Source organism: Serratia sp. TSA_198.1 (assembly GCF_052686505.1).
Genome location: NZ_JBQZFP010000002.1, coordinates 431,563 through 450,094, shown reverse-complemented (window position 1 = coordinate 450,094; position 18,532 = coordinate 431,563). Strand labels below are relative to the sequence as shown.

Here is an 18,532-nt window from a genome sequence, read left to right as displayed (position 1 = left end):
CCGCCTTCGGGCGGCTTTTTCATGCCGTTGAAAGTTGCTCCGCCACCCATTGCTGCAGCACACGGCGCGAAATCTTGATGCCACCGTTTTTCAGCTCGTCGGGTAAAGCGAACAGCGCCGTCGGGCGCTGGAAGTTGGCCAGCTTGCCCTGTGACCACGTCAACAGTGCGTCCAACACCAAGGGCGATTCGCTGTCGATCACCGCCACCGGCCGCTGTCCAAATTCCGCATCTTCCACCGGCACCACAAACGCCTGCGCAATCTGCGGATGCTCCATCAGCACGCGTTCAATATCCTCCGGTTGCACACCTTCTCCCCCGCTGAAAAACAGGTTATCCATCCGTCCGATAATTCGCAGCGCCCCCTGTTCCATCACGCCGCGATCGCGGGTATGAAACCAGCCTTGCTCGTCGGCCAGCGGCTGCAAAGCGCCGCGATGCCAGTACCCCAACGCCAGGCTCTGCGCGCGGATCCACACTTCCTCATCCACCAGCCGGATTTCACGGCCGGCCAAGGGTAACCCAACGCCCGGCCGCGTATCGGCGCGCTTGGCGCAGACCGTAGAAGCCAGTTCTGTCAGACCGTAGCCGCACCAACAACGAATACCCGCCGCCTCCGCCTGTTCGGTCAGCGCAACCGGGATCATCGCCCCGCCCAACAGCACCTCTTTTAGCGTCAGACCTTCCAGCGGCTGCGCCAACAGCCGCCACAGCTGCGTCGGCACCAGCGAGGCATGAGTGCAGCCCACCAATGCGTCGGCCAAAGGGGACATATCACGCACCACCAGCGTGGCCCCCGCAGCCAGCCAGCGCCAGACAATGCCCTGGCCGGATACGTGGAACAGCGGCAGGGAAAGCAACCAACGATCCTGCGACTGAAAATCCATCAGCCGCAGCACCCCTTCTGCGCTGGCTAAATGCCCGGCGCCGTTATGCCCGGCGGCCTTTGGCATACCGCTGGAGCCGGAGGTCAGCGTCAGCGTCGCCAGCCGCTGCGGATCCCAGACGGGCAAAGTCAGCCAGCGTGGTTCGGTAGAGGGCGGGGTCAACGGAATCAGAGCGGCCGACAACGCCGGCAAGGGATCCGGGCTGAAGACAAACGCCATATCCAGGTCGGGCAATAGCGTATCCAGCAGAGAAACGGGCAAGGCCGGATTCACCGGCAACAACCGCGCACCGCACTGCAGCAGCGCCAGATAGGCCAGCAGCAGCGGATAGCTGTTCTTGCCGCACAGCGCAACGCCACTGCCGGGTTCAACACCCTGATACTGAAAATCGGCCGCCAGTTCATCCACCTGGCGTTGCAGTTCCAACCAGCTGACCGGCTGCCGGCCGACAATCACCGCCGTCGCCTGCGGTTGCCGCTGCGCCCAATGTCGCCACGGCCAATCGCTCAACTGCGCCATAGGCATTCCATCGCTTGCAGATCCCGTAACGGCAGGCTGCTGCCCGGCCAACGCCGCAGCAACTGTGCCTGCATCAAATCGAGCGTATCCAGCCCGGGAACGGTGGCCGGCGTCAGCCAGTGCGCGATGCGCGCCAGTTGGGTCAGCCCCAGACTGGATTCGATGCTGGAACTGATCACCGCCGTCAACCCTGCCGCATGGGCCTGCGCCACCAGAGCCTGACAGCGGTTCAGGCTGCCGACCAGAGTGGGCTTGATCACGATCGCCGCTACGCCCGGTTCGGCCTGCACCACAAAATCCGCCTCGCGCACGCTCTCGTCCCAGGCGATGGCAATGCCGGTCGCCAGGGCGAAATCCCGCGACTCATCACGGGTTTTGCAGGGTTCTTCGAGAAAGACGATGCGATCGCGCAGCGCCGGGTTGACGTATTTGGCGAAACCCTCGGCTTTGGCACGGGTCCAACTGCGGTTGGCATCCAGCCGCAAGCGCAAATCCGGCAGCGCCTCCAGCAGCACGTTAACGATCATGCCGTCGCGCACCGCCTCATACAGCCCAACTTTCACCTTGGCGATCTTCTCGCCCGGCAGCGCGCTCAAGACCTCGAACAGTTCATCGGGATCGCCGGTGCACAGCGGCGCTTTGCGGTAGTCGGCCTGCAACGGGAGCCGGTGTTCCAACTCCGCCAGTGCGCAACTGGTGCCGAACGCTACCGCAGGCAGCGGACTGTCTGCCGGCAATTGGCCTGCCTGCCAGCCCTGCAGCCAGGCCAGCGTGGCCTGCTCGGCTTCGGCCAGCGTTTCCTGGCTGAACTCAGGCAGCGGCGCAATCTCGCCCCAGCCTTCCCGCTCCCCCTGCCGCAGATGAATCAGCAGACCATCGCGGGTTTTCAGCCGCTGGTTACGCAGCACCACTCCCGCCTCCATCGGCAAACGGTAACGGTAAACCCCGACGTTGCGGATCGGCGCGTTCATTACGGGTTACGCTTGAATTTGCTGAAGTCCGGCTGACGCTTTTCGTTAAACGCATTGCGCCCTTCCTGGCCTTCGTCGGTCATGTAGAACAACATGGTGGCGTTGCCCGCCAACTCTTGCAGGCCCGCCTGGCCGTCACAGTCGGCATTCAACGCCGCTTTCAGGCAACGCAGCGCCATCGGGCTGTTCTGAAGCATTTCGCGGCACCAGCGTACGGTTTCTTTTTCCAGGTCCGCCAGCGGCACTACGGTGTTGACCAGGCCCATATCCAGCGCGGCGGCGGCGTCATACTGGCGGCACAGGAACCAAATCTCACGCGCTTTCTTCTGGCCAACGATGCGCGCCATGTAAGAGGCCCCCCAACCACCGTCGAACGAACCGACTTTCGGGCCGGTCTGGCCAAAGATGGCGTTGTCCGCCGCGATGGTCAGATCGCACATCATATGCAGCACATGGCCACCGCCGATCGAATAACCGGCCACCATCGCCACCACTGGCTTAGGACAGGTACGGATCTGGCGCTGGAAGTCGAGTACGTTCAGGTGATGCACGCCGCTGTCGTCCTGATAGCCGCCGTAGTCACCGCGCACTTTCTGATCGCCGCCTGAACAGAACGCCTTGTCGCCGGCACCGGTGAGAATAATGGTGCCGATACCGTCGTCGTAACGGGCATTGGCCAGCGCTTCCAGCATTTCTTTCACCGTATGCGGACGGAACGCGTTGCGCACTTGCGGGCGGTTGATGGTGATTTTCGCGATGCCATCGGCGGATTTGTGATACAGGATATCCTCGAAATCACCGGAGCAATCCTGCCACTCGATGGCGGCATACAGTTGTTCTTCATTCGGATAAAGCATGATCGGTTCCTTTAACCAGGGTTAACGAGAAAGGACTGCAGCTCGGCGACGAAATCCTGCGGGTTAGCCAGGTGCGCATTGTGTCCGGCCTGCGGCACGGTGCGTAACGGCAACCCGGCGTCGCGCGCCAGTCGTTGAAACTTGGGGTCATTTTCGCCGCACAGCACCATCAGCGGCACGGTCAATTGCTGCAACTGCGGTGCCAGATAAGGCTGTTGCCCCAATGAAGTGGCTTGCAGCATGTCAGCCACCGCCGGGCCGCTGTTGTCGGACCGGGCGGTGATCAGCGCATCGCGATGTACGCCGCTGAGTTCGGTAAATACCGGCTGTTGATACCAGTCCACCAACACCTCGGCGATCGGCTGATGCCGGAATCGTTCTGCCCAGACGGCGTCCTGCGCACGGCGTTGGCTGCGCAACGCTTCGCTGTCCAGCCCCGGATTGCCGCCCTCGACAATCACCCCCAGCAAGCCGTCAGTTTGACCATGGCAAGCGTGATACATGGCGATGCGCCCACCCAGCGAATAGCCCACCAGCCAATAGCGTTCGATGTCATGCATCTGCAGAGTGGCGCTGATTTGCGCGCTGATATCGTCAAAACCGCGGCACGCCACGGCAACCGAATCGCCGTGGCCGGGCAGATCAATGGCCAGCGACGGCCACTCCGGGCAGTGCGCGGCGATCACCCGCCACTCATTATTGTTACCCAGCAAGCCGTGCAGCCAAATCAGCCAAGGGCGGTTCGGTTCGCCCCGTTGTAAAATACGTGTCGCCAGCATCATTGCCCCGCCATTTGTCGTACCAGATGCCGCAATGTCTCGGCACCGTCGCTCGGCGGCACCTGCAGCTCAATCAACGTAGCGCCGCCGTGGCGCCAGCCTTGTTCAACCGCCTGCCTCAGTTGCCCCCAGTTTTCCGGCCGCGCATAGTTCAGTTGGAACATCGCCGCGGCATGGCTGAAATCCACGTCCTGCGGCATGCAGTAGAAACGCTGGCGATCTTCTTCCGGCGTCGGCAACAGTGAAAAAATCTGGCCGCCGTTGTTATTCACCACAATCAGCACCGTGGGCGCAGAACACTGCCGCAGCAGCGCCAGCGCATTCAGATCGTAGAGTGCGGAGAGATCCCCCACCACCGCCAGCGTCGGTTTGGCCGTTGCCCGTTGTACGCCTGCTGCGGTAGAGATAAGGCCGTCGATACCGCTGGCGCCGCGATTGCTGAAGACCGGATAACCGGCCGGCAATCGGGTCAAGGCGTCAATCAACCGCACGACCAGGCTATTGCCGAGGAACAGTTGACCATTTTCCGCCAGCAGCTCCGGCAGGCGGTGCGCCAATTGCGCCTCGCCAAAGCGGTTCACCAGATAGCCGGAGACGCTGTCCAGAGCCTGATCCGCCAGTGACGCCAGCTCTTCGGTCCAGGGGGAGCGCGGCTGCGCAGGATGCAGTTCGAGCCATTGCGCCACGCCGGAGCGGATGCGGCGGCCACGGTGATGCGCCGGGTCGAGCCGGCCCGGCAACTCATCGATGAGCCAATATTCCTGCGGCCGGCACTGCTCCTGCCATTGCAACAGGCGTTTGCCGGTCAGGCTGCTGCCAAATTGCACCACCAGTTGCGCGTCTTGCAGGATGCGCTGCGCCTGAGGCTGAGCCAGCCATAAATCGGCACAGGGCAGTGGTTGGCCGGTCTGAGACAGCACGTCGCCAATCAGTGGCCAGCCAAGCGTAGCGGCCCATTCCGCCAACTGCTCCCCCTCTTGCGCGCTGATGCGCCCTGCCACCACCACGCCGCGTTTTTGCCGCCAGGAGAACCAATCCGGTTGTTTCAGCACCGCATGGGGATCCATTTCCCGCAGCCAGGGCTGGCTGTCTTGCCACCAGTCGCCGAGCGCCGCCGACCAGTCGTCGTAGTGTCGTTCATCGCCACCGTACAACGGTTCGGCAAACGGGCAGTTGATGTGTAAAGCGCCGAGCTGCAAGCGCGCCATGGCGCTGTCGACGGTGGATGCCAGCCAACTGGCGGGAATATCCGGCGTCGGGCGCGGCAGTTCGATGCTCATCGTCGGATGGCTGGAATAAAGGCCGGTTTGGCGGATCGCCTGATTGGCGCCGCAGTCGATCAGCTCTGGCGGCCGATCGGCGGTAAGGAACACCAACCGTTCACCGGTCAGCCCGGCTTCAATCAGCGAGGGATAGAGATTGGCGGCGGCGGTGCCGGAAGTGACGATCACCGCCACCGGCTCCCGCGACGCCTTCGCCAGGCCAAGCGCCAGATGGCCCAGCCCGCGTTCATCAAAATGGGTATGGCAGACAAAAGACCTGTTAGCCGCCGCAGCCAGTGTCAACGGCGTAGAACGCGATCCCGGAGCGATACAAACATGCCGCACTCCGTGGCGGGCCAGCGCTTCCAACAACAACGCCGCCCATCGGCGATTAAAAACACTTGTCGACATAATTCGCTCACAAGTCGGTTAACAGAATCATCCTTCGGCACCGGCTATTTAGCGGCATGCCAAAAATTATGTTCTGCATTATATGAGTAGTTATCTCCACGACTTTTGCGCCAGCGCAAAAACGCCGCATATCCCTGTAACTTTATGGCGGACAATTCCTTGATTTAGCGCACAAAACAAACATGCGGATCACAAGCGCTTTACATTCTCCGCGTTTGCCGCCCAACAACACCATGCAATGAACAGGGACATTCAGCTCAGGTGGCCGGACTGCAACAAGGTCAACAACCCGGCGGCCTTGTTTTCGACTTCCTGCCACTCTTCAGCGACATCGGAACCGGCCACGATACCGGCACCGGCGTAGAGCCTTACCCCTTCCCCTTCTAACTGCGCGCAACGTAGCGCAACGCAAAACTCACTGAGGGGAGAGGAAAGATAGCCGGCCGAACCCGCGTACCAGCCGCGGGAGAAAGGTTCATGTTGCAGGATAAACTCGCGCGCCGCCTGACGAGGCAACCCGGCAACCGCCGCCGTCGGTTGCAGCCGCTGCAAGCAATCGGCGTCGTCGCTGCGATTGAGCTGCCCTTCAATACGGCGCCGCAAATGCTGCACCTTACGTAAACGCACCACTTCCGGCGGCAGCACGTCCAGCGAACCGGCGACCCCTTGCAGACGCTGGCAGATATCGTCCACCACCAGCAGGTTCTCATGCTGGTTTTTAGCGTCGCCCTGCAACCACTGCGCCAGCGCCTGCGCGCGCTGTTGATCGGGATGATTGGCCACGGTGCCCGCCAGCGCTTCGGTCAGCAGTTGCAGGCCATTTCGCCGGTACAGCCTTTCCGGACTGGAACCGAGAAATGCGGAATGTGCATCAAATCTCAGCATAAAGTGGTAGCATCGGTGATTCACCCTACGGCTGGCGTCCATCATCGCCGGTGCGGACAGCGGGCCATCCAGCGTCAGCAACGTGCTGCGCGCCAACACCACCTTCTCCATCTGTTGCCGATCGATCGCTTTCAGCGCCTCGTGCAGCATGATTTCCCATCCGGCACGTGCCGGTTGATGCTGCACCTTGTTCACTTCAGCCTTTAAGGGCGCGATTGGCCGCGCAGCCACCACCTTTTCCAACCAGCGGTCAGCTGCGTCCGCATCGTCGCGCAGCGAGCTTTCGGAAAACAGATTAAGCGTTAACTGAGCTTCACCTTCGCGGCTCAGAATTTCCAGACGTGGCAAGAATAAATACGCGATGCCGTCAAAGGCGTTCAACCCCCATATGCGCACGCTCTGATGCGCCCTGATAAACGCCTGAGCCTGTTCAGGCTGCGTAAACAGGCGCAGCGCGCCACAGGCCGCCGCCTCTTCGTGACCGTCGCGATGGTGCCAGTAAAACTGCGGGAATACCGGCTGCGCCGCCAGCCACTCCAGTAAAGTGGCGGCCAGCGATGCAGGCACGGGAAGTGAAAACTGGCGGAAACCGCCCCCAACCGAAATAGGGGATTCAAGCTGCCGGCGCAATCGCCTCAGCAATCCCGAAAGTTGTTGCACAGCCACCTCAATAACCAAACGTAATGTAGGGAATTATACGGCAAATCAAGGTTGAACGGCGGAAAAATAGCGGTGTGAAGTCAAGGTTCACGCTCAAAAAATGTTTATTAAATCTAAACAATTAGTTCAAAAAACGTCCGACCGGGTATTATGCGACTATACTGAGAAAGCATGTTCCTGCCTGCAGCGAACCCACGTCAGATCTGCCCGGCGTTAAAAACAGGATGTTCACGATCTCCCAGCGGTTTCACCGGCTGTCCTTTGGGTCAGATGTAAGGAGCTTTTGTGTGAAAGAAATACTAATCAATTGGTTAAAAAAACAACGTAAAACTGCAAAAATAAGGACGTTGCCGTTACGGCGTAATAAAAACGCCCCTGAGACCAACGGCAACGCCATCAAGGCAGAACTGTTTTCTGTCGACCAAATGGAACGCTATGGCCAGCGCCTGGCACGCTCGCACAAATTGGCGACGCGCAAGACCCCCTACTTTTTGCTGAAGCGGCTGGACGAAAACGAGCGCATTCTGGCGGAAAGCTGCCACCAGTTGAGCAACGGCAAAAAATCCAGCATGACCCCGGCCGGCGAATGGTTGCTCGATAACTACTATCTGATCGAAGAACAAATCCGCGTCGTGCGCCATCATCTGCCAAAAACCTTCGGCCGCGGCCTGCCCCAGCTGGCAGCGCCGCATAATTGCCCGCGAATCTATGACGTGGCCGCCGAGGCCATTGCGCACGGCGACGGCCACTGGGACGCCGAAAGCCTCACGCGGTATATCGCCGCCTATCAAAAAGAAGCCAATCTGACGCTGGGCGAACTCTGGGCGTTGCCCGGCATGCTGCGTCTGGCACTGATCGAAAATCTGCGGCGCGTCAGCGTTGAGGTCGCGCAGGCGCAAAGCGAGCGTAATCTGGCCGACAGTTGGGTGACCAAAATGCTGGAATCGGCGGAAAACGATCCGGCCAACCTGATCGTGGTCATTGCCGACATGGCGCGCTCCAATCCTCCTCGCTCCAGCGCTTTTGTCGCCGAGTTGGTCCGTCGCCTGCAAGGCCACGGCACCATGCTGGCGCTACCGCTGACCTGGGTAGAGCAGCGGCTGGCGGAAGTCAGCCTGACGTCGGATGAGCTGATCCACCGTTTTAACCAGCAGCTGGCCGTCAGTCAACTGTCGGTCAGCAACAGTATTTCCGGCCTGCGCCAGCTCAGTGAAATGGACTGGGCCGAGTTTGTCGAAACCATGAGCCAGGTCGATCAGACCCTGCGCGACGATCCGGCCGGGGTTTATCCGTTGATGCACTTCGACACGCGTGACAACTACCGCCATGTGATCGAAATGCTGGCGCGTCACTGCTCGCGCAATGAGGTTCAGGTCGCCCAGCACGTGCTGAATATGGCACGGGTGGCAGCCGAAGATCCGTCCAGCGATCCGCGCCGCAACCACGTTGGCTACTATCTGATTGACGATGGTCGGCCGGAGCTGGAACAGCAGCTGGAGGTTCGGCTCGGCCGCATTACCCGGTTGCGCCATGCGTTAAATCAGGCACCGCTACTTTCCTGGCTAGGCAGCCTGAGCCTGATCACCACCGCCATCTGTGCGGAATTGCTGCGCCATGCCTACAGCACCGGCATCAGTTGGGGGCTGGCGCTGCTGTTCTTCCCGATGGCGGCGGTAGTCAGCCAGTTCGTGCTCAACCTGCTTAGCGAGGTCACCACCCGCAGCCGCACGCCGCAACCCCTGCCGAGGCTCGATTTCTCCTGCGGCATTCCCGCCGAGTTCCGTACCCTGGTGGTGATACCGACGTTGATCGGCAGCAAAAGTGGCGTCGATAAACTGATCAACGCGCTTGAGGTCTGTTATCTGGGCAACGCGATGAAACATCTGCACTTTGCCCTGCTCACCGACTTCGACGATGCACCGCAAAAGCAGCAAGCGGACGATGCCCATCTGCTGGCCTATGCCTGCCAGAAGATGGAAGCGCTTAACGGCCGCTATCCCTGCGAAGGCCCCAGCCACTTTTTCCTGTTTCACCGCGATCGCGAGTGGAATGAAAAACAGGGCGTCTGGATGGGGCTGGAGCGCAAGCGCGGCAAGCTGAATGCGCTGAACGACTGGCTGCGTAACCGTGGCAACGCCTTCTGCACCCAGGTTGGCACCGGCCTGGAAGTGCTGAAAAACGTGAAATACGTTATCACCCTCGACAGCGATACCGTATTACCGCGCGAAAGCGCCCACCAGTTGATCGCCGCCATGGCGCACCCGCTTAACCAACCGCAGTACGACGCACGTCAACAGCGGGTGGTGGAAGGCTACGCCATCTTGCAACCGCGCATGGCGGAGGAAATACCGACTTACGGACAGGGCCGCTACGCGGCACTGTGCAGTAGCACGCCGGGCAACGATCCCTACACGTTGATGGCCTCGGACATTTACCAGGATCTGTTTGGCGAAGGATCCTTTATCGGCAAAGGTATCTACGATGTCGACGTGTTCTCGCACAGCCTCAAGGGCACCTGCCCGCCGAATCTGGTGCTGAGCCACGATCTGCTGGAAGGCTGCTACGCCCGCTCCGGCCTGCTGAGCGACGTGTTGTTGTACGAACAGTATCCCAGCAATTATCTGGTGGACGTGGCGCGCCGTACGCGCTGGATCCGCGGCGACTGGCAACTGCTCAATTGGTTGCTGCCACGAGTAAAAACCGAAGATGGCACCCGCACCACCAACCCGTTGAGCACCCTGTCGCGCTGGAAGCTGTTCGATAACCTGCGCCGCAGTCTGACGTCGCCCAGCCTGCTGTTACTGCTGTTTTGCGGTTTCGTCTGGCTGCCGAACACCCGTTACTGGCTGGCGGTCTTCACCATCATTCTGCTGTTGCCTACCCTGCTGGCGCTATTGCAGGACGTTGTGCGCAAACCGCCGCGCAGGCCCTTCCTGCAGCATCTGCGACTGGCGATGAACGGTTCGCTGCATCGGCTGGCTCAGGTCGGCCTGCGGCTGGCAACGCTGCCGCATGAAGCGCTGTATAGCCTCAAAGCGATCGCCATTACCCTTTGGCGACTGCTGATCAGCAAACGCAACCTGCAAGAGTGGACCAGCTACGCGCAATCCAGCGCCCGTCAGCAGGTTACTCTGAAAAACTTTTATCGGGCGATGTGGATCAACCCGGTAGCCGGCTTGGCGTTGCTGCTGTTTAGCTTCCTGCACAACCCGATGGCGCTGTTTATCACGCTGCCCTTCGCCACCCTGTGGTGCCTGGCCCCGTTCCTGCTGTGTTATCTCAGCCACCAACCGCAGCGCAGTAAAACCGCGCTAGACGATGAACAGCGCCGCTTCCTGCGCCACACCAGCCGCCAAACCTGGGACTTCTTCAATACCTTCGTTAATCAGCAGGAAAACTGGCTACCGCCGGATAACTATCAGGAGATACCGGAGCCGGTAGTGGCGCACCGCACTTCACCGACCAATATCGGGCTGTCGTTGCTGGCTAACCTCACCGCCTATGATTTCGGCTACCTGACGCTCAGTGAGGCGCTGCGGCGTATTGAACTGACGCTTAACACGCTGGACCGCATGGAACACTATCGCGGGCACCTGTACAACTGGTACGACACCCGTACTTTGGAGCCGCTGAACCCGCGCTATATCTCCAGCGTGGACAGCGGTAACCTGGCCGGCCACTTGCTGACGCTCAGCGCCGGTCTGCCCGCGCTGGCCCATCAACCGGTCATCAGCCCGCAATTAGTGCTGGCCGGGCTTGGGGACAGCCTGCAACTGCTGGAACAGCACTGGGGAGACGCCGCCCACAAAAATCTGCCGAAGCTGCGAAATCATTTTGAACAGGCGTTAAACAGTCACCCCGCCGCTTTGCAGGCCGAGCTGAACGCCATGCGCAACTACAGCAACGGGTTGCAGGAACCGGCGCTGAATCACGACGAAGAAGCCAAACGCTGGGCTGGCGCGCTGCATCAGCAGCTCAACGAACTCTGCGCGGAATGGGCGCTGTGGTTCGGCTGGCTTAGCGACGATGTACCCGAGTTGACACAAGTGCCCAGCCTGCACTGGCTGGCCAATCCACCGTCCCGGTTGACGCTGCCCGCAGAGCAGCAAAGCCAGCTTGACGCCGCCAGCGCATCGGCGCAGGAACGGTTGGCGCAGTTGTACAGTCTGCAACAGCGCCTGGAAAAAATGGCGCAGATGGACTTCAACTTCCTGTATGACGAGTCGACCCATTTCCTGGCCGTCGGTTTTAACTGCGATCAGAATCGAATGGACAGCAGCAAATACGATCTGCTGGCATCGGAAATCCGCCTGACCAACTACGTTGCCATCGCCACCAATCAGGTGCCTCAGCGCAGTTGGTTTGCGCTCGGCAGACTGTTTACCGTGATCGAAAATGAGCCGGCACTGATGTCGTGGAGCGGCTCGATGTTTGAATACCTGATGCCGCAGTTGGTGATGCCGGCCTACCCCGACTCCCTGCTGGTGCAAATGTGCCGCGCAGCGGTGGAACGGCAAATCGCCTGGGGCAAGGAGCGCGGCGTGCCCTGGGGCATCTCCGAATCCGGCTATTTCGGCTTCGATGCCGATCAAAACTACCAGTATCACGCCTTTGGCGTACCGGGGCTGGGCCTGCGTCGCGGGCTGGGTGACGATATGGTGGTCGCGCCTTACGCTACGGTGATGGCATTGATTGTCGATCCGGATGCCGCTTGCAGCAACCTCGTCGCCCTGGAAAAGAATGGCGCCAAAGGCCGTTACGGTTTTTACGAGGCGCTGGATTACACCACCGCACGCCTCAGCCGTGGTCAGCTGTACGTGATTATCCGCTCCTATATGGCGCACCATCAGGGCATGAGCTTCCTTGCCCTGTCCCATCTGCTGCTGGATGCCCCCATGGTGTCGCGCTTCGCCGATTATCCTGCGTTCCAGTCGACGCGCTTGCTGCTGCAAGAACGGGTACCGGATGCGGTTGAGCTGTACAGCACCCGTCGTCACTTCGAAACCCATGAGGGCACCATTACCCCGGCCAGCTTCATTGCGCGTGAGTTCAACCGGGTGGATTCGCCGATCCCGGAAGTGCAGTTACTGTCGAACGCCAACTACCACCTGATGCTAACCCAGGCCGGCGGCAGCTACAGCCGCTGGCAAAACCTGGCCCTGACCCGCTGGCGCGAAGACGCCACCTGCGACAATTGGGGCGCCTTCTGTTACCTGCGCGATCCGCAAACCGGTGAGGTATGGAGCAACACCTGGCAACCGATCGGCGGCGCCGCCAAGGGGTATAGTGCGGTGTTCAACGATGCAGGCGCAGAATATCAGCGCCGCCAGGGCTCGCTGTCGGTCAAAACGCAGGTTGTGGTGTCACCGGAGGACGATATCGAACTACGGCGCATCACCCTGCTGAACCGCAGTAAACAACCGCGCACCATTGAAATCACCAGCTATGCGGAAGTGGTGCTGGCGCCGGCCGGCAACGATCTGGCTCACCCGGCGTTCAGCAATTTGTTCGTTCAGACCGAACTGTTGCCGGATCAGGACGCCATTTTGTGTCACCGCCGCCCGCGCGAACCAAAAGAGAAATGCCCGTGGCTGTTGCATATGATGACGGTACAGGGCCGATCCAGCCAGACCTCGTTCGAAACCGACCGCGCCAAATTTATCGGCCGTGGCCGGACCCCGGCCAACCCGCAGGCGTTGTATCAAAATACGCCGTTGTCCAACAGCGCCGGGCCGGTCATCGATCCGATTATCTCTATCCGCCAGCGTGTGGTGCTGGAGCCCAACGTGCCATTGACGCTGGATATTTTCTACGGTGTTTGCGAAGACCGCGTCAGCAGCCTGGCCATGCTGGAAAAATACCGCGATCGCCATCTGGCGGACCGCGTGTTTGAACTGGCCTGGTCGCACAGCCAGGTAGTATTGCGCCAGTTGAACGCCAATGAGGAAGATGCCAATCTGTTCAACCGCCTGGCGAGTGCAGTCGTGTTCCCTGCACAGGAAATGCGCGCCGCCAGCAGCGAAATCATCCAGAATCGCCGCGGCCAGTCGGGGCTATGGGGACATTCAATCTCCGGCGATCTGCCGATCGTGCTGTTGACGGTGACCGATGGCGAGAACATCGGGCTGGTGCAGCAGCTGATTCAGGCGCACAACTACTGGCGGCTGAAAGGGCTGCAGGTGGATCTGGTGATCCTTAACGAGGACGCCGGAGGCTACCGCCAGGAGTTGCAAAACCAGATAATGGGCCTGATCGCCGCCGGTATGGAGTCAACCCAAACCGATAAACCGGGCGGCATTTTTGTGCGCACCAGTGAGCATATGTCACCGGAAGATCACCGTCTGCTGCTCAGCGTGGCACGTATCTACCTCGATGACCGACGCGGCGGATTAAATGAACAGCTGAACCAACGCCTGCAACTGCCGCAGATCCTGCAGCAGCCGCTGTCGCCGGTTACCGCCTCGTCGAAACTGGCGACGATAGACAATCTGCCGCGTAACCTGCATTCGCCGCAGTTGCCCGCCATCGACGCATTGCAGTTCTATAACGGCCTCGGCGGCTTCTCGGAGGATGGCCGTGAATATGTGATCGCCATGAACGAAAGCAAAATCACCCCTGCGCCCTGGTCAAACGTCATTGCCAACCCGATGTTCGGCTCGGTCGTTTCGGAAAGCGGCCAGGCGTACACCTGGTACGAAAACGCCCACGAATACCGCCTTACGCCTTGGGAAAACGATCCCATCTGCGACCGCAGCGGCGAAGCCTTCTATTTGCGTGACGAAGAAAGCGGCCACTTCTGGTCGCCGACGCCGCTGCCCGCCCGGGGACGCGGCCACTATCTGACGCGCCACGGTTTCGGTTACAGCGTGTTCGATCATCGCGAAAGCGGCATCGACAGCCAGTTCACCGTATTGGTCGCCAAAGAGGTGCCGGTGAAACTGTTCCTGTTGACGTTGACCAATACCTCCGGACGCACGCGCAAACTGTCGGCTACCGGTTATGTGGAGTTTATCCTCGGCGATCTGCGGCAAAAAACGGCTATGCACATCGTCACGCAGGCGGCAGCGCCCGAAAGCGGGTGCGGCGTCCTGGCCACCAACCACTACGGTGGCAGTGGCTCGGAACGCACCGCCTTCTTCGGCGTCTCCGGCGCGCATTGTTCAGTCAGCGGCGACCGGCGCGAATTCATTGGCCGCAACGGCTCGCTGGCCAGCCCGGCAGTGCTGAAGCTACGGCGACTGTCCGACAAGGTGGGTGCCGGCATGGACCCTTGCGGCGCGGTACAGTCGGCGATCAGCCTGATCGATGGCGATCAGCGCAGCTTCGTGTTCGCCCTCGGCCTGGGGCAAAATGCCGATGAGGCCGAAGCGTTGCTGCAAAAATACCTGCAAGAAAAGAACCTGCAGGAGGAGTTGCAACAGGTGGCGGCGCATTGGGACGGTATTCTCAACAAAGTGCAGATAAGTACCCCGCAACCGGCGGTCGATCTGCTGGCCAATGGCTGGCTGCTGTACCAGACCCTCTCCTGCCGCATTCAGGCACGCAGCGGCTACTACCAATCCGGTGGCGCCTTTGGCTTCCGCGATCAACTGCAGGATACGCTGGCGCTGACCCACGCCGCGCCTGAACGGCTGCGCCAACAGATCCTGCTGTGCGCATCGCGCCAGTTTGTCGAAGGCGATGTGCAGCACTGGTGGCATCCGCCGCAGGGAAATGGCGTTCGCACGCTCTGTTCGGATGATTATCTGTGGTTACCGTTGGCGATTTGCCACTACCTGGACGCCACCGACGATAAAACCATTCTGGAAGAACAGGTCGGCTATCTTGAAGCGCGCAAGCTGGCGCCAGGCGAGGAATCGTCCTACGAACAGCCGGCGCTGAGCGCGACGCAGGAAACCCTGTATCAGCACGGCGTGCGCGCATTGAAACACGGGCTGAACTTCGGCGAGCATGGCCTGCCGCTGATGGGGGCCGGAGACTGGAACGACGGCATGAATATGGTCGGCCTGGAGGGGCGCGGCGAAAGCGTGTGGCTGGGCTTCTTCCTGTTCCATATTCTGCAACGCTATGGCGAACTGGCAACCGCCCGCAACGACAAGGAACTGGCGACGCTGTGCCGCCAACAGGCCGCCACCTTGCGCGACAATCTGCGTGACCACGCCTGGGACGGCGAATGGTATCGCCGGGGTTACTTTGACAGCGGGGAGCCGCTGGGCTCCCATGAGTCGGCGGAGTGTCGCATCGATGCCATCGCCCAAAGCTGGTCGGTGCTGTCCGGCGCCGGGGATAAACCGCGCAGCCTGCAGGCAATGCAGTCGCTGGATAAACACCTGGTCGACAACCAGGCCGGCCTGATCAAACTGCTGACGCCGCCGTTCGACGGCAACGGCCCAAACCCGGGTTATATTCGCGGCTATCTGCCCGGCGTACGCGAGAACGGCGGCCAATATACCCACGGTGCGGTCTGGGCGGTGATGGCCTTCGCCGAAATGGGCAATATCGAACGCGCCTGGGAATTGATGGCGCTGATTAACCCCATCAACCATAGCCTGGACAGCACCGCCGCCGAACGTTACAAGGTCGAGCCTTACGTAGTCACCGCCGATATCTACGCGGTGGCGCCGCATGTCGGCCGCGGCGGCTGGAGTTGGTATACCGGCTCCGCCGGTTGGATGTACCGGTTAATCGTCGAATCCCTGCTGGGGGTGAAACGCCACGGCGATCGGCTGACCGTCAATACCCGGCTGCCTGCAGACTGGCCGCAGGTAACGCTTAACTACCGCGAAGGCGGCAGCGAATATCGGTTGACGATCCGTCAGGGTCAGGGCGAAGCGCTGGTCACTGTGGACGGTGAAAAACAGCCTGAGGCGGCGATAACGCTGGTTGACGATGGGAAGATCCATCAGGTGGAGGTCACGCTGGGGCAGTAAACATTGGGGGCGCGGCGATTGCCGCGCCCAACTTCAACAGGCCGTTATTTGCGTGCCAGCAACAGGCCCAGCACCAAACCGACCGTGGCGCCAATACCGACGCTGTGCCAGGGTTTTTCGCGCACGTAGCCGTCAGTGCGGCATACGGCATCCTTGGCCCGCGCATAGTAGGACTCGGTGGTGTCAGTCAGCCGCGACTTTACTTCGCTCAGCGCCTGTTCCGCATGGGCCTTGATATCGATATAGGCCTGATCGGCGCGATCGCCGGAGTATTTCAACACTTCTTCCAGCGTGTCACTCAGCATTCTCAGATCATCATCCAGCGTGGTTTGATCCGCATCCGTATTTCTCGCCATGTTAAATTCTCCGTGGTTAAAAAATTAAACGGTTCTTAACTATAGACAAGGATCGCCGGTCCACGCCATCAGACTATTGGCTAAAATCAGAACACTAATTGCACCTTGGCAGCCAGGCTCTTGTCACCGGCAAACTCCAGCGCCTGCGCCAGTTGCCGGTTATCGAACTCGGCGGAAAGCAGCGGCAGCGGATCGACTGTCCCTTCGGCCAGCCAGGTCACCGCCAACGAGAATTCCTCAACAAAACGAAACGATCCCAGCAGGTTCAGTTCTTTGGCAATCAGCAGCATCAGCGGGAAATCAGGGAAACTGCCGCCCATGCCCACCTGCACCACCGTCCCTTTGGCGCGGGTGATTTCCAGACAACGCTGTAGAGACGACGGATGGCCGGAAACCTCAAAAGCGATATCAAAATACCCTTTTTCCTGCAGATAAGCGCTGAAGTCGTCGTCGGCGGCGTGCAAACGGACGTCGGCCCCCATTTCCTCAGCAATATCCAGGCAGCGCGGGCTGAGATCGGCGCAGACAATTTCACCGGCACCCAACGCCTTCAGCGCCGCGACCAGTAAGCAGCCTATCGGACCGACACCGGACACGAACACCTTTTTCCCTTTGACTTCACCGGGCTGCTTCGCGGCGTGGATCGCCACCGCCAGGGGTTCGGCAAACACCATCACCTTTTCGTCGCGATCGGCGTCGAACGCAATGCACTGCGCGCTATCGACCACCTTGTATTGGGTGAACGCGCCGTCAACATGCGGGAAATACATCGCGCTGCCGAAAAAACGCATTTGGGTACATTGGTTTTGCTGATTCGCCAGACAATATTTGCACTGCCCGCATGGCTTGCTGGGGTTCAGCGCCACTTTCTGGCCCGCTGTCAGCAGCGCCGAATCGCTGGCCACCACTTCGCCGATCACCTCATGGCCAAGCACCATCGGCTGACGCACCTGAAAACTGCCGACCTTACCTTCCTGGTAATAATGCAGATCTGAACCACAGATTCCGCCACGAGTGATTTTCACCAGTGTGCCGGTTCCCTGATATTCCACCTCTTGCTCCACCACCGCCACATCATATTTGCCGTTGACCACACAGGACCGGGTTTGAATTTTCATCATGATTTTCCGTTGAACAGGTCGTTATACCGCAGCGGACATGCCGCCATCGACAAACAGCAAATGGCCATTAACAAAGTCCGACGCTTTGGACGACAAAAACACCGCCGCGCCAATCAACTCCTGCGGATCGCCCCAGCGTGCGGCCGGGGTGCGTTTGGTCAGCCAGGCGGTAAACTCCGGATTGTCCGCCAACGCCTGGGTCATTTCGGTTTTGAAATAGCCCGGCGCGATGCCGTTGACCTGAATGTTGTAACGCGCCAGCTCCACGCACATGCCGCGCGTCAGCATTTTCACCGCACCTTTGGAGGCGGCATAGGGCGTAATGGTGTCGCGCCCCAGCTCACTCTGCATCGAGCCAATGTTGATAATTTTGCCGCTTTGGCGCTGCACCATATGGCGCGCCACAGTTTGCGACACCATAAATACCGCTTTCTGATTGACGGCGATAATGTCGTCCCAATCTTTTTCCGGGAATTCGGTAAAGGGATGGCGCCGCTGAATACCGGCGTTGTTAATCAGCACATCAATCGCGCCCATTTCCGCCTCAATCTGCTCAATGGCGGCATGAATGGCCTGCGAGTCGGTCACGTCAAAAGGGGCGGCATCGGCACTGAAGCCTTCACGCCGCAGCGCATCCACCGCGCGCTGCGCGTTTTCCCGGCTGGTGGCGTTGACCAGAATGTGCGCGCCGTACTGCGCCAGCCCGCGCGCCAGCAGAAAACCAATGCCCCGTGACGCGCCGGTAATCAGTATTTTTTTATTATCCAGCGAAAATAAGTTGTTCATGAGGTTCCCCGATCCCTGTCATTCAGTTAGAACAGGCGCCTATCTCACCGGATTGCCGCCGGCAAAAACGTGAGCTGCATCACTTAAAATCATGTTACTAAAAGCTGTT

General features: G+C 60.0%; 10 protein-coding genes. 1 reads left to right on the top strand and 9 read right to left on the bottom strand.

What is annotated here, in order from left to right; genetic code table 11:
* Nucleotides 1-19: 19 nt before the first annotated feature.
* The 6 genes from menE to menF all read right to left on the bottom strand — a co-directional run bounded on the left by menE (nucleotide 20) and on the right by menF (nucleotide 7,230).
* Nucleotides 20-1,405: an o-succinylbenzoate--CoA ligase gene (menE, locus tag ACUTSW_RS13480; RefSeq protein ID WP_445584627.1), complete on the bottom strand. Its 1,386-nt coding sequence runs from the start codon at nucleotides 1,403-1,405 to the stop codon at nucleotides 20-22.
* Entirely contained in the window at nucleotides 1,393-2,376 is a 984-nt protein-coding gene (gene menC, locus ACUTSW_RS13475; RefSeq protein WP_445584626.1) for an o-succinylbenzoate synthase, read from the bottom strand. The genes menE and menC overlap by 13 nt, the downstream gene beginning before the upstream one ends.
* Nucleotides 2,376-3,233, bottom strand: a complete 858-nt coding sequence (menB, locus tag ACUTSW_RS13470) for a 1,4-dihydroxy-2-naphthoyl-CoA synthase (protein WP_311991854.1) — start codon at nucleotides 3,231-3,233, stop codon at nucleotides 2,376-2,378. The genes menC and menB overlap by 1 nt, the downstream gene beginning before the upstream one ends.
* 11 nt (nucleotides 3,234-3,244) lie before the next feature.
* A complete protein-coding gene (gene menH, locus ACUTSW_RS13465; protein ID WP_445584625.1) occupies nucleotides 3,245-4,015 on the bottom strand; it encodes a 2-succinyl-6-hydroxy-2,4-cyclohexadiene-1-carboxylate synthase in 771 nt (256 codons plus the stop codon).
* Nucleotides 4,012-5,685 (bottom strand): 2-succinyl-5-enolpyruvyl-6-hydroxy-3-cyclohexene-1-carboxylic-acid synthase, encoded by a 1,674-nt coding sequence (gene menD, locus ACUTSW_RS13460; RefSeq protein ID WP_445584624.1) that lies wholly within the window; start codon nucleotides 5,683-5,685, stop codon nucleotides 4,012-4,014. Before menD ends, menH begins: the two co-directional genes overlap by 4 nt.
* A gap of 252 nt (nucleotides 5,686-5,937) precedes the next feature.
* Nucleotides 5,938-7,230: an isochorismate synthase MenF gene (gene menF, locus ACUTSW_RS13455; RefSeq protein WP_445584623.1), complete on the bottom strand. Its 1,293-nt coding sequence runs from the start codon at nucleotides 7,228-7,230 to the stop codon at nucleotides 5,938-5,940.
* 287 nt (nucleotides 7,231-7,517) lie between these two features.
* On the opposite strand from menF, the gene ACUTSW_RS13450 reads away from it, so the two are divergent.
* Nucleotides 7,518-16,160, top strand: coding sequence for a GH36-type glycosyl hydrolase domain-containing protein (locus ACUTSW_RS13450; RefSeq protein WP_445584622.1), 8,643 nt, complete (start codon nucleotides 7,518-7,520; stop codon nucleotides 16,158-16,160).
* 44 nt (nucleotides 16,161-16,204) lie between these two features.
* On the opposite strand, the gene elaB is transcribed toward ACUTSW_RS13450, so the two are convergent.
* From elaB to idnO, 3 genes are all read right to left on the bottom strand, one after another.
* Nucleotides 16,205-16,516, bottom strand: a complete 312-nt coding sequence (gene elaB / locus ACUTSW_RS13445) for a stress response protein ElaB (RefSeq protein ID WP_004947209.1) — start codon at nucleotides 16,514-16,516, stop codon at nucleotides 16,205-16,207.
* Nucleotides 16,517-16,602: 86 nt separating this feature from the next.
* Nucleotides 16,603-17,634, bottom strand: coding sequence for an L-idonate 5-dehydrogenase (gene idnD, locus ACUTSW_RS13440; protein ID WP_445584753.1), 1,032 nt, complete (start codon nucleotides 17,632-17,634; stop codon nucleotides 16,603-16,605).
* A gap of 24 nt (nucleotides 17,635-17,658) precedes the next feature.
* The gene (gene idnO, locus ACUTSW_RS13435; protein WP_063196816.1) at nucleotides 17,659-18,423 is read right to left on the bottom strand and encodes a gluconate 5-dehydrogenase; all 765 of its coding nucleotides are present in this window, start codon (nucleotides 18,421-18,423) and stop codon (nucleotides 17,659-17,661) included.
* Between the last annotated feature and the right edge of the window lie 109 nt (nucleotides 18,424-18,532).

Excerpts from the sequence above, each read along its gene's own strand:
- menE (WP_445584627.1), bottom strand. The coding sequence starts at position 1,405 with ATGGCGCAGTTGAGCGATTGGCCGTGGCGACATTGGGCGCAGCGGCAA.
- menC (WP_445584626.1), bottom strand. The coding sequence starts at position 2,376 with ATGAACGCGCCGATCCGCAACGTCGGGGTTTACCGTTACCGTTTGCCG.
- menB (WP_311991854.1), bottom strand. The coding sequence starts at position 3,233 with ATGCTTTATCCGAATGAAGAACAACTGTATGCCGCCATCGAGTGGCAG.
- menH (WP_445584625.1), bottom strand. The coding sequence starts at position 4,015 with ATGATGCTGGCGACACGTATTTTACAACGGGGCGAACCGAACCGCCCT.
- menD (WP_445584624.1), bottom strand. The coding sequence starts at position 5,685 with ATGTCGACAAGTGTTTTTAATCGCCGATGGGCGGCGTTGTTGTTGGAA.
- elaB (WP_004947209.1), bottom strand. The coding sequence starts at position 16,516 with ATGGCGAGAAATACGGATGCGGATCAAACCACGCTGGATGATGATCTG.
- idnD (WP_445584753.1), bottom strand. The coding sequence starts at position 17,634 with ATGAAAATTCAAACCCGGTCCTGTGTGGTCAACGGCAAATATGATGTG.
- idnO (WP_063196816.1), bottom strand. The coding sequence starts at position 18,423 with ATGAACAACTTATTTTCGCTGGATAATAAAAAAATACTGATTACCGGC.